The 23,021-nt window shown below is 73.6% G+C and carries 7 protein-coding genes; all 7 read right to left on the bottom strand.

Annotated elements, in window-relative coordinates:
* Positions 1-2 precede the first annotated feature (2 nt).
* Genes ACZ6SA_RS22245 through ACZ6SA_RS22275 form a run of 7 tightly spaced genes read right to left on the bottom strand, consistent with a single transcriptional unit; the run spans position 3 to position 23,019 of the window.
* Entirely contained in the window at positions 3-1,526 is a 1,524-nt protein-coding gene (locus ACZ6SA_RS22245) for an argininosuccinate lyase (protein ID WP_347643561.1), read from the bottom strand.
* Positions 1,523-2,755 carry an ATP-grasp domain-containing protein gene (locus ACZ6SA_RS22250; protein WP_465830031.1) on the bottom strand — a complete coding sequence of 411 codons (1,233 nt, stop codon included), beginning with the start codon at positions 2,753-2,755 and terminating at the stop codon, positions 1,523-1,525. The genes ACZ6SA_RS22245 and ACZ6SA_RS22250 overlap by 4 nt, the downstream gene beginning before the upstream one ends.
* Positions 2,752-3,786: a pyridoxal-phosphate dependent enzyme gene (locus ACZ6SA_RS22255; RefSeq protein ID WP_465830033.1), complete on the bottom strand. Its 1,035-nt coding sequence runs from the start codon at positions 3,784-3,786 to the stop codon at positions 2,752-2,754. Before ACZ6SA_RS22255 ends, ACZ6SA_RS22250 begins: the two co-directional genes overlap by 4 nt.
* Before the next feature lie 6 nt (positions 3,787-3,792).
* Positions 3,793-4,725, bottom strand: coding sequence for a GHMP family kinase ATP-binding protein (locus ACZ6SA_RS22260; RefSeq protein WP_465830035.1), 933 nt, complete (start codon positions 4,723-4,725; stop codon positions 3,793-3,795).
* Positions 4,722-8,744 (bottom strand): non-ribosomal peptide synthetase, encoded by a 4,023-nt coding sequence (locus tag ACZ6SA_RS22265; RefSeq protein ID WP_465830037.1) that lies wholly within the window; start codon positions 8,742-8,744, stop codon positions 4,722-4,724. Before ACZ6SA_RS22265 ends, ACZ6SA_RS22260 begins: the two co-directional genes overlap by 4 nt.
* Positions 8,741-13,630, bottom strand: coding sequence for an amino acid adenylation domain-containing protein (locus ACZ6SA_RS22270; protein ID WP_465830040.1), 4,890 nt, complete (start codon positions 13,628-13,630; stop codon positions 8,741-8,743). The genes ACZ6SA_RS22265 and ACZ6SA_RS22270 overlap by 4 nt, the downstream gene beginning before the upstream one ends.
* Positions 13,627-23,019: a non-ribosomal peptide synthetase gene (locus ACZ6SA_RS22275; protein WP_465830042.1), complete on the bottom strand. Its 9,393-nt coding sequence runs from the start codon at positions 23,017-23,019 to the stop codon at positions 13,627-13,629. The genes ACZ6SA_RS22270 and ACZ6SA_RS22275 overlap by 4 nt, the downstream gene beginning before the upstream one ends.
* Between the last annotated feature and the right edge of the window lie 2 nt (positions 23,020-23,021).

The raw sequence follows: 23,021 nt of genomic DNA on the forward strand, positions 1-23,021 counted from the left end.
CCTCATGCGGTTTTCTGGTGGTTGGTGAGAATGTCGTGCACGGCCGCGTCGAGTTCGGCGGCGGCCTCGGCCCACCGCCTGCGACGGCGGGCCGCGCGGCGGCGCAGGTCGGTCAGGCGGGCGCCGACGTCGGGCAGGGCCGCTTCCAGCGCTCCCGGCCCCGGCCCGCCTCCGTAGTTCGCGGTGGCCGCGACGGCATCGGGGTCGAGCCCCGACCACACCGCCGGCCCGTACTGGGGCAGGCGCTGCCGGGCCACGTCCTCCAGCGGCCGGCCGGTCTCCAGCGCCTCGACCGCGATGGCGCCCACCCGGTGGTGCGCGCTGCGGAACGGCATGCCCGCGCTCACCAGGCGCTCGGCCAGGTGGGTGGCCACGGTCTGCCCCTCCACCGCGCTCTGCCGCATCCGCGCCGCGTCCGGCTCCGCGCCCTCCAGCACCAGCCGGAGCAGGACGACGGCGTCCGTCGCCGCCTCCAGCGTGGACCAGATGTGCGCGACCGCCTCGGTGCCCACGGCGATGGCGTTCGTGAAGCGGGAGGTGCACATGGCGCTGACCGCGGCCGTGAAGGCGCCGAGCGCCACGGTGGCGCGGCCCTGCACGTGTTCGAGCAGGAACGGGTTGCGCTTCTGCGGCATCATGGAGCTCGACCCCACCACGTCGTCGGCCAGGTGCAGCAGCCCGGACTCGACGCTGGACCAGTGCTGCACGTCGTGCGCGACGCGGCACAGCAGCACGCCCAGCACCGCCGCCGCCGACGTCAGCCGCAGCACGACGTCCCTGGAGGCGACCGCGTGCACGGAGTTGGCCAGCGGCTCGGAGAAGCCCAGCAGCCGGGTGGTGCGCCGCGGGTCGATCGGCAGGGACGTTCCGCCCACGGCCCCGGCGCCCAGGGGATTCTGCTCGATCTCCTCCCCCGCGTTCCACAGGTCCGCCATATCCCTGACCAAGGCGGCCGCCACGCCGACCAGGTAGTGGCCGTACGTGATGGGCACCGCGGGCTGGTGGTGGGTGTAGGCGGGCATCGTCACGGCGGCGTACCGGCGGCCGTCGCTCAGCAGCCGCCGGCCCAGCAGGTCGCACTCGGCCAGCAGCCGGTCGTACGGCTCGCGCAGCCGCAACCGGATCACCGTGGCGTTGAGGTCGTTGCGGGAGCGGCCGCTGTGCAGGATGCCGCCGACGTCGGGCCCGAGCGTGTCGATCAGGTACGACTCGTAGGCCAGGTAACGCCCGCGCGGCGCCGGGAGGTCGATCAGCGGCCCGAAGTGCGCCTTGCGCAGCCGCTCGATCCCTTCGAGCAGCCGCTGGGCCGCCTCGGGCGCGGCGATGCCCTGCTCGACCAGCATGACCAGGTGCGCCCGGTCCACCTGGCTGATGAGCTGCAGCTCGGCCGCGACGGGCTCGGCCGACGGCCGCAGGTGCCGGTCGAAGAGGATCTCCTGCGCGGCCGCGCACACGGGACGCTTCAGCCGGCCGGAGTCCCAGGACGTGGGAGAGGAAGCGGGGATCGACGTCGTCGGGCTACTCATGGTGACACTCCTTCGGGGAGCGGCCGGATGGCTGTCCTGAGACAGTCCAGGGCGGCGGCCGCGGCCGCGCTGCTCTCTTCGGCCCGGTCGGACACGGTGAGCACGTGTCCGATCCGGTCGCGGAAGTCGCGAGCCGGCCGCAACCGGTCGCCACGACCGCGATACAACGTGATCTCTTCCACGCCGGGCAACCGCGTGGCCGCGCCGAGCGTGTCAGGAGGGCCGTCCAGGACGGCCGGGAGGTCGCTGACCAGGAAGCGGATGCAGGCGTGCCGGTCGTGGACGGGGGTCAGCCTGACGCGCGCGCCGAGAGCGGCGGCCACCTGCGCGGTGACCAGGTCGAGCCCGCTGGCCCTGCGGACCATCTCGGGGATCATGCCGCCGGCCAGCCTGCAGTTGACCTCGATCACCCGCGGGCCGTCCTCGGTGAGCCTGAGCTCCACGTGTGCGGCGCCGAAGCCCAGGCCGAGCCCGCGCACCGCGTGCTCGGCGGTCTGCCGCATCCGGGCGGCCTCGGGGTACGGCAGTCCTGCGGGCAGGTCGTGACCGATCTCCACGAAGTACGGGGCGGGCCCGAGGTGCTTGGCGACGACGGCCACGGCGAAGCCGGCGAAGGTCTCCACCGAGAACTCCGGGCCTCGTACGTACTCCTCGACCAGCACCAGGGGCTCGACCGGCAGGCCGCGCTCGTTGGCGGTGACGGCGAGCAGGCTCTCGGCGTGGCCCGCCACGTCCTTGTCGTCGGAGCACTTCAGCACGCCCGTGCTGCCCGACCCGGCGGCCGGCTTGACGACCACGGGATAGCCGATGGCCCGCGCGGCCGTCACCGCCTCCCTCGCCGAGGCGGCGGCGGCGTGGCGCGGCGAGGGCACGCCGGCGGCCGCCATCGCGTCGCGCTGCCGCCCCTTGTGCCGGCAGGCGGTCACGGCGGCGGGGTCGGGGCCGGGCAGGCCGAGCTCGGCGGCCACCTGGGCGGCCGCCGGCACGTAGTACTCGGAGCTGGTGGTCACGCCGGCCAGGTCCGGCACGTCGCGCGCGGCGCGCAGCACCGCCTCGGCGTCGCCGGTGTCCACGCGGCGGGTCTCGATCCGGTGCTCGCGGGCGTAGCCGTAGCGGTCCGGGTCGGCGGCCAGCAGCAGCGGCCGGGCGCCGAGCTCGCGGGCACGCCGGGCGAACAGCGGGCCGGTCCCGGTGCTGTTGCTCTCGACGAGCAGCAGGGTCGCGGTCATGGCCGCACCCCGATCAGGTCGTGGAGCCGCCGCCGGTTCCAGTCGATACGCGACCAGCCGCCGAGCTCCTGTGCCGGATGGGCGACCTCGACCGGCTCGGGGGCCACGGGGGCGTCGAGCAGATCGATCGCGCGCAGCCACTCGTCGTCGTAGACGGTGTCCAGGTAGCGGTAACCCTCGTCGGGGAGCAGGGCGACCACCTGCGCGTCGGGGTTGCACCTGGCCCACCAGGAGGCGACCAGGAAAGCGGCGCCGCTGGTCGGGCCCATGAACAGGCAGTGCCTGCCGTAGAGCCGACGGGTGGCGTGGAAGGCCTCGGCCGGGCCCACCCAGTGGACCTCGTCGTAGCTCTCGTGCTGGACGTTGCCCGGCACCAGGCTGTTGCCGAGGCCGCGCAGGAGGCGGGGCCGGTCGGGCTGCCCGAAGATGATGCTGCCCGGCGTGTCCACTCCGACCAGGTGCAGGTCGGGCGACACGAGCCTGAGGAAGGAGCTGGTGCCGAGGGTCGAGCCGCCGGAGCCGACGGCCCCGACCAGGCAGTCGATGGGCCCGATGGCCTCGGAGAGCTGCTCGGCGACGACGGAGTAGGCCGCGGGGTTGTCCGGGTTGCCGTACTGGTTGGGGATGTAGTGGTCGGGATGCTCGTCACGCAGCTCGGCCAGCCGGTCCAGGCGGGCGCGCTGGTAGCCGCCCTCGGGGCTCGGGTCCTCGCAGATCTCCACGCGGGTGCCGAGCTGGTTCAGCCGCCGCCGCAACCCGGGGTCGATCGCGGGATCGCCCACGATCGTCAGGGCGTTGCCGCGCAGACGGCACACGATCGCCAATCCGAGCCCGAAGGTGCCCGAGGAGGTCTCCAGCACCGTGGTGCCCCAGTCCAGCTCGCCCCGCTCGGCGGCGCGATCGAGCATGTAACGGGCAGGCAGCAGCTTCATCAGCCCGAACGCGGCGACATGCAGGTTGTGCCCGATCCGGATGAGCCTCGGCAACTGCGTCGCTTCGACAATGGATCGGCTGGGCGCGACGGATCGCATGGTTGATCATCCCTTCGTGCTGAATCTCCAGGTTTCGGTGATGCCTAGGCAGCGCAGCCGCTCGCCGGCCCGCTCCACCCGGTCGGCGGTCGCCGGGCCGGATGCCGGGAACAGCAGCCCCGCGATGTCGCCGCTGTGGGCGACCTCGACGCCGGCCGCGCCGCACTCGCGGGCCACGCGGATGATGTCGTCGAGCTGGGGCACCCGCAGGTGCCGCTGGTTGAGCAGGGCGCTGGCGGTGGCGACCCTGCCGAGCAGGTAGGCGTCCCGGGTCCGCACGGCGCGCCGCAACATCCCGAGCATGGGCCGGAACGCCTCGATCTCCCATGAGGAGTAGCGCGCCGGCGGCATGTCCAGGGTGTTCACGCCCTGCCCATGGGAGCTGGTGCCGAAGCCGAGCACCTCCAGCGGCATCAGGTCCTGTCCGAGGTCCTCGATGACCACGCCCTCCCGGTGGGCGAAGAGCACCGCGCGCCTGCCGTACACGAGCGAGTCCGACGCCCGCTCCGCGCTGACAGCGATCTTGGCCACGGCGGCGGGCGGCAGCGCGCGGCCGGTGGCCACGACGACCGCCTGGATGGCGGCGGTGACGTCGGCGGTGGACGATCCGAACCCGCGCGACAGCGGGATGTCGCTGGTCAGGCTGAGCAGCCCGCCGGGCACCGGCCAGCCGAGCGCGGACAGGGTCAGCTCGGCGGCCCGGGTGGCCTTGGTCCGCCAGCCGGGCCGGACCGTCACGCCGTCGTCGCCGGTCGGCATGAACGTGGCATGGGTGCTGTAGAGCGGGCAGGGCAGCGTGACCAGGCCGCGCCGCAGCCGCTCCCCGTCGTGGAAGACGCCCTGGAGTATCTCGCCGTGGTGGGCGTTCACCCGGCTGCCTGCGGTGTCCGGCAGGGGGAGCAGGTCCTCCAGGAGCCGGGGCCCTTGGTCGACTCTCATCGGTGTTCCTTTCCGAGCAACGAGGCGGCGATGATCCGGGCGAGCGTCGCGGCGTGCGGCGGTTCGACGACGTTCCAGTGGTTGGCGGCGATCTCGGTGGCCTGGAAGCCGCCGCGCGTCCTGCTCTCCCAGCTCTCCGCGTGCACCTCCGGCCTGCCGTGCTCGGAGTGGCGCTCCGTCGTACGGATCAGGTGCAGGCCGGTGTCGAGCACGGCCCCGCACCGGTAGCGGGCGGCGGCGCGGCTGTTGGCCAGGTAGACGGCGGCCATGCGGGCGACGACCTCGCTCCTGGCCGCGTCCGGCACCAGCTCGCGGGTCCTGGCCTGGGACAGCAGCTCGCTCATCGCCTCCTCGGGCGACAGCCCGGCCAGCGCGGCGGGCTCGACGTCCAGCATGGTCCTGCCGAACAGGGACAGCGCGTCACCGGTCTCGACCTCCGGCGCCTGCTCCAACCGGTCCACGCCGAGCACCGAGGAGTCGATGACCCACAACCCCGCGACCTGCCGGCCCGCCTCCTCCAGCAGGCGCGCCATCTCGAAGGCCACCGATCCGCCGAAGGACCACCCGGCCAGCGCCACGGGCCCGTCAGGCAGCTCCCGCACGTAGCGGGCGGCGATGGCCTCCACCGTGTCCAGGGGCTGCTCGCCGCCTTCGTAACCGGGGGCCTGCAGGCCGTACACGGGCAGGCGCGGATCCAGCTCCTCGACCAGCGGCAGGTAGGGGAAGGGTGTGCCCGCGGTGGGCGGCACCAGGAACAGCGGCACACGATCCGGCTCCCCCGCCCGCATCCGGATGAGGCAGTCCGCGGCGGGCGGCGCCTGCAGCGCCTCGCACAGGCCGCGCACGGTCGGGTGGCGGAACAGCGACGCCAGGCCGACGTCGAGGCCGAGCTCGGAGCTCAGCCGGTCGACCAGGCTCACGGCGAGCAGCGAGTGGCCGCCGAGCTGGAAGAAGTCGTCGGTGACGCCGATGCCGAGCTGCCCCAGCGACTCCTCCCACGCGCGCAGGACCGCCAGCTCCAGCGCGTCGCGGGGGCGGGCGCCCGCCGTCGCCGCGGCCGGCTTCGCCTCGGGCGCGGGCAGGGCGGCCCGGTCGATCTTGCCGTTGGCGGTGAGCGGCAGCTCGTCGAGCACGCTCAGGTAGGCGGGCACCATGTACTCCGGCAGCCGGGCGCCCAGGTGCTCGCGCAGCGCCCGCTCGTCCACCCGCGCCTCGGGGCCGGCCGCCGCGTATCCGGCCAGCCCGTCCCGGCAGGGCACCACCACCGCCTCGGCCACCGCCGGATGGCTCAGCATCGCGGCCTCGATCTCGCCCAGCTCGATGCGGTATCCCCGGACCTTCACCTGGTGGTCACGGCGGCCCACGAACTCCAGGGTGCCGTCGGCCAGGTACCTGACCAGGTCGCCGCTGCGGTAGAGCCGCCCGGGGCCGAAGGGGTTGGGCACGTACCGGTCAGCGGTCAACCCCGGGCGGCCCACGAAGCCGCGTGCCACGCCGACACCGCCGGCCAGCAGCTCGCCGGTCACGCCGATCGGTACGGGCCGCAGGTCCTCGTCCACGATGTAGATCTCGGTGTTCCAGATGGGTCGCCCGACGGACACGGGGGTGCTGGTGGCCTCGGCGGCGGGCAGCAGGTTGATGACGTTGGCCACGGAGGTCTCGGTGTGGCCGTACTCGTTGGAGACCACGACGCCGGGGGCGTTCGAACGCCAGAAGGCCAGCGCCTCGGCGGTGAGCTGCTCGCCGCCCACCACGAGGTAGCTCGCCGCCGCGGCGGCGTCCGGATCGTCCTGGAGGCAGCGCTGCAGCGGCTCCAGGTGGGCGGGGGTGAGCTTGACGAAGCTGAAGCGGCGCCCGCTGGACAGGGCGTCGGCCAGCCCGGCGATCGGATGCTCGTCCTCCGGGATCAGGGTGACCGTCGTGCCGCACATCAGCGGCAGGAACAGGCCCGTCACGGTGAGGTCGAAGGAGAGCGAGGAGTGCACGGGAGCGCCGTCGCCCCGGTCGGCCTCGTACGCCTGCCGGCACCAGCTCAAATAGTGCACCACGCCGCGATGGCTGATCATCACGCCCTTGGGCCTGCCGGTGGATCCGGAGGTGTAGATGATGTAGGCCAGGTTGTCGGGGTGCACCGGCGACTCGGGCGGCAGCTCGGCGCTCTCGTCGGGCCGCTCGTCCAGGAAGAGCTCCCGCCCCTCGTAGCCAGGCAGCCGGCCGCCGTAGCCGGAGGTGGTGAGCAGGACCGGGGCCCCGGCCTCCGCCAGGACCCAGCCCAGCCTCTCCTCCGGGTAGGCGGGGTCGAGCGGGACATAGTGGCCGCCCGTCTTGAGCACCGCCAGCAGCGCGGGCAGCAGCAGCGGCGAACGGTCGCACAACACGCCGACCGGCGTCTCCAGGCCCACGCCCGCCTCGCGCAGCCGGTGGGCCAGGGCGTTGGCGCGCTGGTCCAGCTCGCGGTAGGTGAGCTCGTCCGCGCCGCACCGCACGGCCACGGCCTGCGGCGTGCGGGCCGCCTGCGCCGAGATCAGCTCGTGCAGGCACGCCACCGGGTACGGGGCCGCCGTGGCGTTCCACTCCCGCAGCAGCAGCGAGCGCTCCTCGCCGGCGAGCAGCTCCAGCTCGCTGAGCCGGGCCCGCGGCCGGGCCGCGACCTGCGACAGGAGCTGCGCGATGTGGCTGCCGAGCCGCTCGACGCGGCCCCGGTCGAACAGCGCGGTCGCGTACTCGATCAGGCCGCTGACGGAGCCGTCCTCGGCCTGCTCCATCCCGATCGTCAGGTCGAACTTGGCGCTGACCGACGGCGGCGTCAGCTCGGAGACCGACAGCCGCCCCATGGGCGTGCGATCCGGGCCGGCCTCGCCGGTGACGAACATGACATTGGTGAACGGGGTCCGCGACAGGTCGCGCGTCACGCCCAGCTCGTCCACGAGCTGCTCGAAGGGCAGGTCCTGATGCGCGAAGTCGGCCAGCACACCCTGCCGCACCCGCTCCAGCAGGTCGGCGAAGGCCGGGTCGCCGGACAGGTCCGCCCGCAGCACCAGGGTGTTGACGAAGAACCCGACCACGTCCTCGGTCTCGCTGCGGTCGCGGCCGGCCACGGGGGTGCCGACGGCGAGGTCGCGTTGCCCGCAGTGCACGGCGAGCACGGCCAGGACAGCGGTGAGCAACGTCGTGAACGGCGTCGCGCCCTGCTGCCTGCCCATCGCCAGCACGGCCTGGGCGACGGGGGCGGGCACGGTGAAGGCGACCGCGTCACCGCTCGTGTCGCGCCGGGCCGGCCGCGGCCGGTCGGTGGGCAGCTCCATCGGCTCCAGCCCGGCCAGCCGGGTGCGCCAGTAGCCGGCCTGCCCGTCCAGGGCCGCGCCCGCCGGCCGCCCGCGCTGCCAGTGCGCGAAGTCCGCGTAGCGGATCCTGGGCGGGGGCAGCGGGCTGTCCTGGCCGGCCAGCAGCGCGGGATAGATCTCCGCCAGCTCCCTGCGCAGGATGCTCAGCGACCAGCCGTCGCAGGCGATGTGGTGCACGGCCAGCACGAGCACGTGCTCCTCGGGTGCCAGGCGCAGCAGCAGGGCGCGCAGCACCGGCCCGCGTTCCAGGTCGAACGGCTCGGACAGGTGCTCGGCCACCAGCTGGTCGAGCCGCCCGGCCGCGTCCGTCAGCGGCAGGGGCACCGGGCCCGGCGGATCGACGATCTGGTGCGGGCCCTCCTGGCCGCCGGCGTAGCGGGTGCGCAGTGTCTCGTGCCTGGCGACGAACTCCTCCAGGGCACGGCGCAGCACGTCGTGGTCGAGAGGGCCCTCCAGGCGCAGCATGAGCGGCACGGTGTACTCGACACCGCCGGGCTGCAGGCGGTCGAGGAACCACAGGCGCCGCTGGCCGTACGAGAGCGGGATCGGGACGTCGTCCGGGCAGGGCGGGATGGTGGTCGTACGGCTTCTGCCGCCGCGCAGGCGCCGCGCCAGCAGGGCACTTCTGAGGTCCGCGGAGCTGGGGCCGTTCGGCGGCGTGGTGGTGACGGTCATGACGAGACCTCTCGTTCGAGCGAGGCGAGCAGTTCGTGGTCGGACAGCCCGGCCAGTTCGTCCTCGATGGCGCGTTGCACCTCGGCGGCCTGCTCGGCGATCGAGGTGGCGGCGAAGAAGCCGTGCATGGGGAGGTCGACGCCGAAGTTGTCCTGCAGCCGCATGCGGAGCCGGGCGACGAGCAGGCTGTGGCCGCCGAGCTGGAAGAAGTCGTCGAAGGCGTCGCGCACGGGCCGGCCGAGCAGCTCGTGCCACACGTCGGCGATGATCTCCTCCGCGGGTCCCTCGGGCGGGCGGGACGGCCGCGCGGGCTCGCCCGGCGCCGCGGTGGCCGAGTCGTCGCCGCCATCCCGCGCGATGCCGCCGAGCGGGGCGTACGGGCTGCTCAGCGCCGTCGCGAGCAGTTCGCGGAAGCCGTTGGCGAAGCTCGCCACGGTGTCCTCGTCCAGCAGGATCGGGGAGTACTCGATGACGCCGGCCAGCCCGTCGGCGGTGCGGGTCAGCCCCATCGCCAGCTCGTACCGGGCGGTCAGGATGCGTTCGGGCAGGCGGCGTACGTCCAGACCGGGCAGCGTCCATTCCTGGGCCGGAGCGGTGTCGAGGGTGAAGTGCACGGGCGACAGGGGCGGCCTGGCCGGATCGCGGTCGGTGACCAGCTCGCTCACGACCCGCTCGAACGGCAGTGCCCGGTGTGCCAGCGCGGCCGTCACCCGCCGCTTGGCCTGCCGTACGACCTCGGCGAACGTGGGGTCGCGCGACAGGTCGGCGCGGATCACCAGGGTGTTCACGAACATGCCGACGAGGTGCTGGATCTCGACGTTGTCACGGTTGGACACGGGCGTGGTGACGGCCAGGTCGCCCTGACCGGACAGCCGGGCCAGCGCCGCCTGGAAGGCCGCCAGCAGCACCACGAACGGTGTGGTCGCGTTCGCCCTGGCGAAGGAGTCGACCTGGGTCGCCAGCGCCTCGGGAAGGGTGAAGGCGTGACAGGCGCCCGCGGGCCGCCGCACCGCGGGCCGCTCCCGGTCCACGGGCAGCTCCAGCGGTGGCAGCCCCGCCAGCTCGGCGCGCCAGAAGGCCAGGTGCTCGTCCTCGCCGGTGAAGTGGTCGCGCTGCCAGGCGGCCACGTCCGCGTACTGGACCTTCAGCTCCGGCAGGTCGGCGGGCGCGCCGTGCGCGGCCTCGGCGTAGCGGCCGGCCAGCTCCTGCCTGAGCAGGTCGATGGAGGCGCCGTCGGCGCCCGCGTGATGCATGGTGATCAGGAGCAGGTGGTCGTCGGCGGCCAGCCGGACCAGCCTGGCCCGCAGGAGCGGGTCCTGGCCGAGGTCGAACGGCGCCGCGGCCGCGGCGGCGACGATCTCCTCGGCCGCGGCGGCGGGGTCGGCGGCGGCGGTCACGTCGTCGACGGGCAGGGCGACCTCGCCCGGCGGGGCGATCTCCTGGACCAGCACGCCCTGCTCCGACAGGCGCAGCCGGGTACGCAGGGACTCGTGCCGGCCGATCACGGCGGTCAGCGCCGCGCGCAGCGCCTCGACCTCCAGCGGACCGCGCAGCGACAACTCCACCGGCAGGTGGTAGTCGGGCACGCCGGGGAACATCTGGTCCAGGAACCACATGCGCTCCTGCCCGAACGACGCCCGCGGCGGCCGGTCGCGTGGCACGACGGCGATGTGGTCGCCGGCCAGGCCGTCCTCGGTGGCGAGGCGGGCCGCGAGCCCTGCCACGGTCGGGGCGTCGAACAGCGCCCGCACCTCCACGGCGGTGCCCAGCTCGGCGTTGACCCGGTTCATCGCCTGGACGGCGAGGAGGCTGTGGCCGCCCAGGGTGAAGAAGTCGGCGTGCACGCCGGGCACCGCCACCCCGAGCACGTCCGACCACACCTCGGCGACGAGCTTCTCCAGCCCGCTGCGCGGCGCCTGGTCGGCCTCCGGCGCGGCGGAGACGGCCGGCGAGGGCAGCGCCTTGCGGTCCACCTTGCGGTTCGGGGTGAGCGGGAAGTCGGGCAGCGTCATGTAGACGGTCGGGACCATGTAGTCGGGCAGCTTGCGTGCCAGGTGGGCGCGCAGGTCCGCGGGGTCCGGCTCGCGGCCCGCGGCGGTGAGGTAGGCGACCAGGCGGCGGTCACCCGGGGCGAACTCGTGCGCGACGACGACGGCCTGCGCCACGTCCGGGTGCTCGGCCAGCCTGGCGTCGATCTCGCTGGTCTCGATGCGGAAGCCGCGTACCTTCACCTGATGGTCGTTCCTGCCCAGGAACTCCAGGTCGCCGTCCGGCAGCCGGCGGACCAGGTCGCCGGTGCGGTAGAGCCGGGTCCCTGGCGGGCCGTAGGGGTCGGGGACGAACCGGTCGGCGGACAGGCCGGGCCGGCCGTGGTAGCCGCGGGCCACGCCGTCCCCCGCGATGTACAGCTCGCCCGGTACGCCGGTGGGCACCTGCCGCAGGTCGGCGTCCAGCACCAGGCAGCGGGTGTTGGCGATGGGGGTGCCGATCGGCAGGGCCGCGGCGCCGCGGGTCAGGTCCCGCCCCGCGATCGGGCGCACGGTGGACCAGATGGTGGTCTCCGTGGGGCCGTACATGTTCCACACGCCGCGCGCGGCGGCGGTGAGCGGGCCGGCCACGTCGGGGGTCAGCGCCTCGCCGCCGACCAGCACCGTCAGCCCCTCCAGTTCGGGGCAGTCGCCGAGCAGCCGCCACGTGGCCGGCGTCGCCTGCATGATCGTCGCCCCGCTGGAGGTGATCAGCGCGCGCAGCCGGTCGCCGTCGAGCGCGGTGTAGCGGTCGGCGATCACCACCTTCCCGCCGGTGACGAGCGGCAGGAACAGCTCCAGCGCGGCGATGTCGAACGACGGCGTGGTCACCGCCAGCAGCACGTCGTCCCCGGTGATCCCGGGCCGCTCGGCCATCGTGGCCAGGAAGTTGCTCAGCGCCCCGTGCGGTACGGCGACGCCCTTGGGCCGGCCGGTGGAGCCGCTGGTGAAGATGACGTACGCGAGGTCGTGCGGGTGCCTGTCCAGCTCGGGCGGCGTGTCCGGCATGGACGCGATCGCGGCGGCGTGCTCGGCCGCCACATGGATCTCGGCGGCGCCACCGGGCAACTGCGGCAGCAGCTCGCGCTGGGTGAGGATCATCGCGGGCGCGGCGTCCTGCAGGATGAGCGCGACGCGGTCGGCGGGCTCGCCCGGGTTGAGCGGCACGTACGCGGCTCCCGCCCGCTGCACCGCGAGCAGGGTGACGGGCAGGTCGAGCCCGCGTTCCAGGAAGACCGCCACCAGGTCGCCGCGGCCCACGCCGGCGCGCCGGAGGTGGTGGGCCAGCCGGTTGGCGGCCTGTTCCAGCTCGGCGTAGGTGAGCCTGGCGTCACCGTACTGGACGGCCTGCCTGTCGCCGTGCCCGGCCGCCTGGCGCGACACCATCTCGGGCAGCGGCACGCGCTGGTACGCGCGTACGGTGTCGTTCCAGCCCTCCAGCTCGCGCAGCTCGTCGTCGGGCAGCAGCCGCAACGAGCTCAGCGGCAGGTCGGGCGCGTCGGCCGCGGACTCCAGCAGCCGTACGGCCCGGCTCGCCAGCCGGTCCGCGGTGGCCGCGTCGAACAGGGCGGTGGCGTATTCGAGGGTCAGGACGAGGTCGTCGCCCCGGTCGCGGAAGAAGAACGACAGGTCGAACTTGGCCACGTCGTTGGCCACGGCCAGCTCCTCCACCCGCAGCCCGGGCAGCCGCCAGCCCTCACCGGTGCCCCGGCCGAGCTGGACGAACACCTGAGCCAGCGGGTTGCGGGCGGTGTCGCGCTCGGTGACCAGCTCGCGTACGAGCCGTTCGAAGGGCAGGTCCTGATGGGCGAACGCGTCAAGGACGGTGGCCCGCTCGCGGGAGAGCGCGCCGGCGAAGGACGGGTCGCCGGACAGGTCGCCGCCCAGCGCCAGGGTGTTGACGAAGCAGCCGACGACCTCCTCCAGCTCGGGCCGGTCCCGACCGGCGATGGAGGTGGCCAGGATGAACCTGTCCTGTCCGCTGTGCGCCCGAAGGAGTGTCCTGACCGCGGTGAGCAGCAGCATGTAGAGGCTGGCGCCGCACCGGTCGGCCAGCTCGCGCAGCCTGGCGGTCAGGTCGGGCGGCACCGTGACCCGGGTCTCGGCGCCGTCGTGGCGGAAGGTCGCCGCTCTGGGGCGGTCGGTGGGCAGCTCCAGCACGTGCGGCTGGCCGGCGAGGGCCGAACGCCAGTGGTTCAGCTCGGCGCGCAGCCGGTCGCCGCTCAGCCGCTCGCGCTGCCAGACGGAGAAGTCCCGGTAGCGGGTCCCCGGCTCGGGGCGGGAACGGCCGGCGTACCCGGCGGCCAGGTCCTCGGCCAGGATCTCGGTGGACCAGCCGTCGGTCACGATGTGGTGCAGGACCAGCACCAGGACGTGCTCCTCGGCGCCGCGCCGGAAGAGCGCCGCCCGGCACAGCGGGCCGCTGGTGAGGTCGAACGGGGTCCGGCATTCCGCCAGCACGCGCCGCTCCAGCTCATCCGGCGACAGGCCGCTCAGGTCGCGCTCGGTCAGCGGCATGGTCGTGCCGGAGCCGACCACCTGCACCGCGGCGGGCTCGCCCGGGGCGAACGTCGTGCGCAGCGCCTCGTGCCGTTCCAGCAGCCCGTCGAGGGCCCGCCGCAGCGCGGCCCGGTCGAGCGGGCCGGCGACGCGGAAGGCGTGGTAGACGTTGTACGTGTGGTCCTGGCCCTGGAGCTGGTCGATCAGCCAGAGCCGCTCCTGGGCGAACGACGTGGGCGCGGGTTCCGGGCCGTCGTGGCGCGGGATGACCGATGACGGGGCTGCCTGGGCGGCGCGCACCCGGTCGGCCAGCAGCTTGCGCCGGGCCGAGGCCGGGAGGTCCTTGGGCCTGATGCTCATCTCTCCTCCGTCTCCATCAGGTGGGCCAGGTCGTCATCGCTCAGGTCGTCGAGCTCGGCCAGCAGCACCCGCTCGACCGCGTCGGCGGCATCGGCCAGGGTGGCCGCCTCGAACAGCAGGCTGAGCGGCAGATCCGCGTCCAGCTCTGCCCGCATGCGGGAGATGGCCCTGGTCGCCAGGAGCGAGTGGCCGCCGAGATCGAAGAAGTTGTCGTCGGCGCCGACCCTCGGCAGGCCGAGCAGGTCGGCCCAGATGCCCGCGACCAGCTCGGCGACCGGGCCGTCGGGCGCGCGGTAGGCGCTCGCGGCGCTTTCGCCCTCCTCCGGAGCCGGCAACGCCTTGCGATCGATCTTGCCGCTCGTCGTGGTGGGCATCTCCGGCAGCAGCGACAGCGCGGCGGGCACCAGGTAACTCGGCAGCCGTTCCTTCAGCCGCTCCCTGAGCAGGGCGGGCGTCAGGTCGCTGCCCGGCTTCGGCACCGCGTATCCGGCCAGCCGCTTGTCCCCCGGGCTCGGCTCCCAGACGGTCACCGCGGCCTCGCGTACCCCGGGCAGTTCGAGCATGGCCTGCTCGACCTCGCCCGGCTCGACCCTGATCCCGCGGATCTTGACCTGGTCGTCCTGCCGTCCGAGGAAGACGATCTCGCCGTTCGGGCGCAGCAGCCCGCGGTCCCCGGTGCGGTAGAGCCGCTGTCCGGGCCGGAACGGGTCGGGCCCGAAGGCGCCGGCGGTCTTGGCGGCGTCATTGAGGTAGCCGCGGGCCAGCGCGTCGCCGCCGATGTAGAGGTCGCCTGGCACCCCGATCGGGGCCGGGTTCAGCTCGGGGTCCAGCACGTACACCTGGTTGTTGGCGATCGGCGTGCCGACGCTGACGGAGGTGTGGGCGCGGACGTCGGCCGGCAGGCAACGGTGGGCGGTGGAGTCGATGGAGACCTCCGTGGCGCCCCACTGGTTGTTCAGCGTCGGGCCGTCGTCGCCGAAGCGGTCGAGGAACAACCGCAGCAGCTCGGGCTTCAGCGCCTCGCCGCTGGAGATGACGTGCCTGAGCGCGTCCAGCCGGGACAGCCGCTCGCCGTCCAGGGCCTCCAGGAACAGCGTGAGCATGCTGGGGACGAACTGCAGCACGCTCACCCGGTGCCTGGCGGCGTACTCGGCGATCTCCGCCGGGTCGCGGTGCAGGCCCGGCGGGATGAGCGCCACCCTGCCGCCCACCAGCAGCGGCCACAGGCACTCCACTGCGGCGTCGTCGAAGACCAGGGTGGTCTTCTGCAGCACGGCCTCGCCCGGACGCAGGCGGTAGGTGTCCTGCATCCAGCGCATCCGGTTGACCCAGCCGCCGTGCGTGCTGGCCACGCCCTTGGGGCGGCCCGTCGAACCGGAGGTGTAGTAGATCGAGACGAGGTTGTCCGGGCTGAGCTCCACCTCGGGCGGCGTGGCCGGAGCGTCCGCGGGCGCGTCGTGCACGGCGACGAACGTGACCGGTCCTGGGTCCGCCGGCGCGCGGCCCGCGTCCACCAGGCAGACGGGGGCGGCGGCGTCGGCCAGGATGCCCATCATCCTGGGCTCGGGGGCGTCGGTCTCGATCGGCACGTAGCAGCCGCCGGCCTTGAGTATCGCGAGCAGGCCCACGATCAGCCCCACCGAGCGGTCCAGCCGCAGGCCGACCGCCGTGTCCGGGCCGACGCCCAGGGAACGGAGGTGATGGGCGAGCCTGTTGGCCCGTGACTCCAGCTCGGCGTAGGACAGGCGGTCGTCGGCGTACTCGACGGCGATCGCGCCGGGGGTCCTGGCCGCCTGGCGCTCGATCAGCTCGTGCATGCACTCGCCCGCCGGGTAGTGGACCTTGGTGTCGTTCAGCGCGTGCACGAGCTCGCCCCGCTCCCCCGAGGTCAGCAGGGGGATGAGCCCGACGGGCAGGCCGGGCCGCGCCGCCGCCTCGGTGAGGAGGGTGACGTAGTGGCGGGCGAGCCGGTCGATGGTGGCCGCGTCGAAGAGCGCCGTGGGGTATTCGACGGTGCCTTCGAGCGAGCCGTCGGGGGTTTCGCGTACCGCCATGAACAGGTCGTACTTGCTGGTGCTGGTGTGCGCCGGGATACGCGCGACCGACAGCCCGCGCAGGTGCCAGGACTCCGTGTCCGCGGTCTGGAGCGCGAAGACGTGCTGGACGAGGGGGGTGCGGGTGAGGTCGCGTTGCGGGTGGAGTTCTTCGACGATGCGGTCGAAGGGCAGGTGCTGGTGTTCGTAGGCGGCCAGCGCGCTGTCGCGGACGCGGTCGATGAGGTGGTCGAAGGTGGGGTCGCCGGTGTGGTCGGCGCGCAGGACGAGGGTGTTGACGAAGAAGCCGATCAGGTGGTCGAGGTCGGGGTGGTCGCGTCCGGCCACGGGGGTGCCGACGGCGAAGTCGTGCTGGCCGGTGTAGCGGTGGATGAGGGTCTGGAAGCCGGCCATGAGGACCATGAACAGGCTGGCGTTGTGACCGCGGGCCAGGGCGTGCAGGCTGCGGGTGGTGGCGGCGGGGATGCGGAAGTCGCGGCGGTGCCCGCGGATGTCGCGGCTGGCCGGGCGGGGCCGGTCGGCCGGCAGTTCCAGGGTGTGCGGCATCCCGGCCAGCCGCTCACGCCAGTAGGCCAGCTCGTGGTCGAGCGCGCCCTGCTCCACCTGGGTGCGCTGCCAGGCCGCCACGTCACCGAACTGCACCGGCGACTCCGCCACGTCCTCGTGGCCGGTGGCCAGGTAGCCGGCCGCGATCTCCTCGGCCAGGATGCCGACCGAGCGGCCGTCGGCCAGGATGTGGTGCAGGACGAGCAGCAGCACGTGTTCCTCCTCGCCCACCCGGCCCAGCACGGCGCGGAAGACCGGACCGGTGGCCAGGTCGATCGGCCGCCGCGCGTGCTCGGCCAGAAACGCCTCCACGTCGCCCACCGGCACCACGGGCAGCTCGAAGGCGCCCGGCGGATCCACCACCTGCACCGGCACGCCGTCCTGCTCGACGATCCGCGTCCGCAGCGCCTCGTGGCGGCGCGTCACGGCCTCGATGGCGACGCGCAGCGCCTCGTGCTGGAGCGGGCCGCCGACGCGCAGCGCCATCGGGATCACGTACTCGGCCGTGTCGGGGGCGAGCCGGTCGGTGAACCACAGCCCGGCCTGGTTGTACGTGAGCGGCGCCGGGGTTCCGGCCGGCCGCCGGGGGATGGCCGAGGAACCGGTACGGGCCGCCTGCTCCACGACCGGAGCCAGCTCGGCGATCGTGGGATGCTCGAAGATCGCCCGAACCGGAAGGTCGGCCTCCATCCGCTGCCGCAGCACGGACAGCACCTTGGTGGCCAGCAGGGAGTGGCCGCCGAGGTCGAAGAAGTCGTCGTGCACGCCGAGCCCGCCGGCGCCGAGCACCTCGGACCAGATCTCGGCCAGCGCGGTCTCGACCGGTGTGCGCGGCGGGACGTACTCGGCGGCATCGCCCTCCCACGACGGCGCGGGCAGGGCGGCGCGGTGCACCTTGCCGTTCGGATCCAGCGGGAACTCCGGCAACGCCACGAACGCCGCAGGAACCATGTACTCCGGCAGAGCCACCCGGCAGAACTCCCGCAACTCCGCACGACCAGGCACCTCCGCACCCGGCTCCGCCACCACATACGCCACCAGCCGCTTGTCCCCCGGCGTGTCCTCACGCGCCAGCACCAACGCCGCATGCACCGACCCATGAGCCACCAGCCGAGCCTCCACCTCCCCCGGCTCGATCCGATGCCCGCGAATCTTCACCTGATGATCCGCCCGACCGACGAACTCCAACTCCCCACCCGGCGACAACCGCGCCAGATCACCCGTCCGATACAACCGGCCAGGACCGAACGGATTCGGCACGAACCGTTCCGCGGTCAGGCCGGGGCGGCCCCGGTAACCGCGGGCCAGGCCGGGCCCGCCGATGTACAGCTCGCCGGGGACGCCCACCGGCTGCCGGTTCAGCGCGGCGTCCAGCACGTACACCTGCGTGTTGGAGATCGGCCCGCCGATCGGGATGGCGGACTCGGTGTCGGCGCGCGTGATGCCGCTCTTCACGCAGCTGAACGTGGTGCACTCGGTCGGGCCGTAGCCGTTGCTGACCTTGACCCGGGTGCCGTCGAGCACGGCTCTGACGTGCGCGGGCGAGAGCACGTCACCGCCCGCGACGAGGTGCCTGAGCTCCGCCAGCGCCTCCAGCCGGGTCTCCACCAGCAGGTGGAACAGGCCGGCCGTCAGCCACAACACCGTGACGCGGTGCCGCCGGATGGCCGCTTCGAGCCCGTCCGCGGTCGGCTGCCCCACGGGGTAGATCGCCAGTGTGGCGCCGTTGCACAGCGCTCCCCACAACTCGAAGGTGGAGGCGTCGAACGACAGCGGAGCGAGCAGCATGAACACCTGGTCGGGCCCGAACTCGACGTAGTCCGCCCGGTGCACCAGGCGCACGATGCCCCGGTGGGTGACCTGCACGCCCTTGGGCCGGCCCGTCGAGCCGGAGGTGTACATGATGTAGGCGAGGTTGTCGGGCCGCACGCGCACGTCGGGCGGCTGCGCGGGCTGCTCGCACAACATCTCGCGCACGTCCTCCCAGATCAGCCTGCGGACGCCCGAGGGCGCCTGGAGTCGCTGCGCGAGATGGCGCTCGGCCAGCAGGATGGGCGCCTGCGTGTCGGCCAGCATGTGCGCGATGCGCTCGGCGGGATAGTCGGCGTCGAGCGGGACGTAGCAGCCGCCGGCGCGCAGGATGCCGAGGAGCACGACCGGCACGTCGAGGCCCCTTTCGAGGCAGACCGCCACGGGCGTCTCCTGGCCGACGCCGCACTCGCGCAGGTGGTGCGCGAGCTGGTTCGCCTTCCAGTCCAGTTCGGCGTAGCCGATCCACTCGCCTTCGTACTCGGCGGCGACCGCGTCGGGCCGCTGCCGCGCCTGGTCGGCCACCAGGTCGGGCACGGTCAGCTCGCCGAGGTCCTGTGCGGTGTCGTTGACCAGGGCCTCGAGCTCCTGCCGCGCCGCCCGGTCCATGAGCTGCGCCCGGCTCGCCGGGGCGCCCGGGTCGGCGGCCAGCTGGCCGAGCAGCGTCACGAAGTGCTGGGCGAGCCGGTCGACGGTGGCCGCGTCGTACAACGCGGTGGGGTATTCGACGGTGCCTTCGAGTGAACCGTCCGGCCGCTCCTCCAGTGCCATGAACAGGTCGAACTTGCTCGTGCCCGTGTGCAGGGGCAGGCGGCGGGCCTGCAGCCCGGGAAGCTGCCAGGACTCCGTGGCCGCGGTCTGGAGCGCGAAGACGTGCTGGACGAGGGGGGTGCGGGTGAGGTCGCGTTGCGGGTGGAGTTCTTCGACGATGCGGTCGAAGGGCAGGTGCTGGTGTTCGTAGGCGGCCAGCGCGCCGTCGCGGACGCGGTCGATGAGGTGGTCGAAGGTGGGGTCGCCGGTGTGGTCGGCGCGCAGGACGAGGGTGTTGACGAAGAAGCCGATCAGGTGGTCGAGGTCGGGGTGGTCGCGTCCGGCCACGGGGGTGCCGACGGCGAAGTCGTGCTGGCCGGTGTAGCGGTGGATGAGGGTCTGGAAGCCGGCCATGAGGACCATGAACAGGCTGGCGTTGTGACCGCGCGCCAGGGCGTGCAGGCTGCGGGTGGTGGCGGCGGGGATGCGGAAGTCGCGGCGGTGCCCGCGGATGTCGCGGCTGGCCGGGCGGGGCCGGTCGGCCGGCAGTTCCAGGGTGTGCGGCATCCCGGCCAGCCGCTCACGCCAGTAGGCCAGCTCGTGGTCGAGCGCTCCCTCCTCCACCAGGGCGCGCTGCCAGGCCGCCACGTCACCGAACTGCACCGGCAACTCCGCCACGGGCCGGCCCGCGTAGAGCTGGTGGATCTCGTCGGCCAGCACGGAGATGGACCAGTCGTCGGCGACGATGTGGTGCAGGACGAGCAGCAGCACGTGCTCCTCCTCGCCCACCCGGCCCAGCACGGCGCGGAAGACCGGACCGGTGGCCAGGTCGATCGGCCGCCGCGCGTGCTCGGCCAGAAACGCCTCCACGTCGCCCACCGGCACCACGGGCAGCTCGAAGGCGCCCGGCGGATCCACCACCTGCACCGGCACGCCGTCGTGCTCCACCACGCGCGTGCGCAGCGCCTCGTGCCGCGCGACCACGGCCGCCAGCGCCCGGCCGAGACCGGGCACGTCCAGCGGCCCGCGCAGCTCCAAGGCGATGGGCACCACGTACTCGGCCGAGTCCGGTGCCATCCTGTCGGCGAACCACAGCCGCGTCTGCGCGGGGGAGAGCGGCGCGGAGGAGCCGTCGGGCCTGACCGGGATACGCTCGCCGGAGCCGGCCCTCGCCGTACGCACCACCTCGGCCAGCTCCGCCACGGTCGGAGCCTCGAACACCGAGCGCAGCGCGAGGCGCGTCCCCAGCCGCTCGCGCAGCCGGCCGACCACCTTCGAGGCCAGCAGGGAGTGGCCGCCGAGGTCGAAGAAGTTGTCGTGCACGCTGGCGACGCCGGCGCCGAGCACCTCGGACCAGATCTCGACGATCAGGGACTCGACCTCGTCGCGCGGGGCATCGCGCAGCTCGACCAGGCCGAGCGAGGTCTCGGGGGCGGGCAGGGCGGCGCGGTGCACCTTGCCGTTCGGATCCAGCGGGAACTCCGGCAACGCCACGAACGCCGCAGGAACCATGTACTCCGGCAGAGCCACCCGGCAGAACTCCCGCAACTCCGCACGACCAGGCACCTCCGCACCCGGCTCCGCCACCACATACGCCACCAGCCGCTTGTCCCCCGGCGTGTCCTCACGCGCCAGCACCAACGCCGCATGCACCGACCCATGAGCCACCAGCCGAGCCTCCACCTCCCCCGGCTCGATCCGATGCCCGCGAATCTTCACCTGATGATCCGCCCGACCGACGAACTCCAACTCCCCACCCGGCGACAACCGCGCCAGATCACCCGTCCGATACAACCGGCCAGGACCGAACGGATTCGGCACGAACCGCTGCTCGGTGAGCTCCGGACGCCCCCAGTAGCCGCGGGCCAGGCCGGGCCCGGCGAAGGCCACCTCGCCGACCGCGCCGGGCGGCACGAGCCGCATCCGCTCGTCCACCACGTACATGCGCATGTTGGGGTTCGGCCGGCCCAGCGGCACGATCTTGCGGTCGGGCGGGCCGTCGAGCACGTACGAGCAGCCGCCGACCGAGGTCTCCGTGGCCCCGTACTGGTTGAGCACCATGGTGTCCGGAGCCAGCCTCCACCACTCCTTGACCAGCCCGGCGTGCAGAGCCTCGCCGCCCACGAACAGCGCGCGCACCGAGGGCCCGGCCTCCCGGTCGGCCAGTTGCCGGTTCAGCACGGCCAGGTGCGAGGGGGTGAGCCGGACGAAACTGAAGTCCAGCCCGGCGGCCAGCGCGTCCCCCAGCTCGTCCAGCCCGTCGCCCTCCGGCAGCAGGACCACGTCGCTGCCGGAGATCAGCGGCAGGAACATCGACGGCACGGTGAAGTCGAAGCCGAAGGGCGAGTGCATCACGGTGCCGTGCCGGCCCGTCATGGGGAACCGCTCGGCGGCCCACATCAGGTAGTTGACGATCCCCCGGTGCTCGATCATGGTGCCCTTCGGCCGGCCCGTCGAGCCCGAGGTGTAGATCACGTACGCCAGGTCGTCCGGACCGGCGACCGGCTCCGGCCGGGCGCCGGCCTGCCGCGCGATCAGGTCGGCGTCCTGGTCCAGGCAGACGGCCTCGCACGCGGGCAGCCGGTGGCGCAGGTCCGCCGTGGTCAGGATGACGCGCATGGCGGTGTCGGCGATCGTGTACTCGATCCGCTCGTCGGGGTAGCCCACGTCGAGCGGCACGTAGCAGCCGCCCGCCTTCAGCACGGCCATCGTCGCGACGAACGTCTCCGGCGACCGGCCCAGGAAGATGCCCACCGGCGTCTCCCTGCCGACGCCCCGCTCGCGCAGGTGCCGGGCGAGCTGGTTGGCCCGCCGGTCCAGCTCGGCGTACCGAAGGGTCCTGTCGCCCTGCCGTACGGCCACCGCGTCGGGCGAGCGGTCGGCCTGCCGTTCCACCAGCTCGTGCAGGCACAGGTCCAGGGGGTAGTCGCGGCCGGTGTCGTTCCAGCGCACGACCAGCTCGTCGTGCCCCCGCTCGCCGAACAGGTCCAGCTCCGCCAGCGGGCGCGACGGGTCGGCGGCGACCTGGTCGAGCAGCAGCGCGTACTGGCCCGCCAGCCGGTCCGCCTCGGCGGGCTCGAACAGGTCCACGTCGTAGACCAGCAGCAGCCTGCCCCCGGCGGTCAGGTGCGCGGCCAGATCCACCTCGGTCGTCGTGGGAGGGGCGTCGATCCTGGTCGCGGAGAGTCCCCCGGCCGCCCAGTTCTGCTCGCCCGGCTCCGCGGTGACCACCTGTGCCTGCACCAGCGGCGGCCGTCCTGGGTCGCGGGCCGGCTGCAGCAGGTCGATCACGGCCTCGAACGGCAGGCGATGGCGCATGCAGGCGGCGAACTCGGCGGCGTACCGGCCGAGCAGTCCGCGCAGGCTCACCTCGTCGTCCGCGACGCACCGTACGGGTACCAGGTCGCTGAGCGGGCCGACCGCCTCCCCCGCGCTCTCGGACCTGCACCGCACGCCGAGCGCGAGGTCATCGGCCGCGCCCAGCCGGCGCAGCAGCAACTGCAGCGAGGCCGCCAGCACCAGCTCCACACCCGCACCCGCGGCCGGGCCGGCGGAGTCGCGCAGCCGATCCAGCGAGTCCGGTGCGACGGGCACGGCGGCGGCCGCCGCCCTGCCTCGCCGATGTGACGGGCGCGGCAGGGCGCAGGGCAGCTCCAGCGTCGGCAGGCCGACCAGCCGCTCGGTCCAGAACCGCGTGCGTTCCTGCGGCGTTCCGCCCTGTGCGGGCTCGACGGCCACCGGCGCGGGCTCGTCCAGGCGGCCACCCGACAGCAAGGTCCACAACTCGCCCATCAGCAGCTCGGCCGAACGGTCGTCGGCGACGATGGCCGAGGCCGTCAGCACGAGGAGGTGGTCACGGGCGCCGAGTTTGATCAGGCGCACCCGCATGAGCGGCGCTCGGTCGAGCTGGAAGGGCTCCAGGGTCTGCGCGGCCACGAGCTGTTCCAGCCCCGTGTCGGGGGGCGGCTCGACGATCGCGACGTCCGCCGCGACGGCGGGCTCGGTCACGGCGACGGGGCCGGATTCGCCCGCGGTCAGCCGGGTGCGCAGGACGTCGTGCCGGGCGAGCAGCGCCTGCGCCGCTCTGCGTACCTGCTGGAGCTCTAGGTCACCGCGGACGCGGAGCGCGCGGCAGGCCGTCACCTGCACGTCTCCAGGCCGCAGTTCGTCCAGGAACCAGAGCCGGCGCTGCGCCGCGGTGACGAGGGACGGGGTCGGGCTGGTGTACAACG

The organism is Nonomuraea sp. NPDC049378, assembly GCF_055586745.1.

What these genes read in the sequence shown, in the direction of transcription:
- ACZ6SA_RS22245 (WP_347643561.1), bottom strand. Translation starts at nt 1,526, where the DNA reads ATGAGTAGCCCGACGACGTCGATCCCCGCTTCCTCTCCCACGTCCTGG.
- ACZ6SA_RS22250 (WP_465830031.1), bottom strand. Translation starts at nt 2,755, where the DNA reads ATGACCGCGACCCTGCTGCTCGTCGAGAGCAACAGCACCGGGACCGGC.
- ACZ6SA_RS22255 (WP_465830033.1), bottom strand. Translation starts at nt 3,786, where the DNA reads ATGCGATCCGTCGCGCCCAGCCGATCCATTGTCGAAGCGACGCAGTTG.
- ACZ6SA_RS22260 (WP_465830035.1), bottom strand. Translation starts at nt 4,725, where the DNA reads ATGAGAGTCGACCAAGGGCCCCGGCTCCTGGAGGACCTGCTCCCCCTG.
- ACZ6SA_RS22265 (WP_465830037.1), bottom strand. Translation starts at nt 8,744, where the DNA reads ATGACCGTCACCACCACGCCGCCGAACGGCCCCAGCTCCGCGGACCTC.
- ACZ6SA_RS22270 (WP_465830040.1), bottom strand. Translation starts at nt 13,630, where the DNA reads ATGAGCATCAGGCCCAAGGACCTCCCGGCCTCGGCCCGGCGCAAGCTG.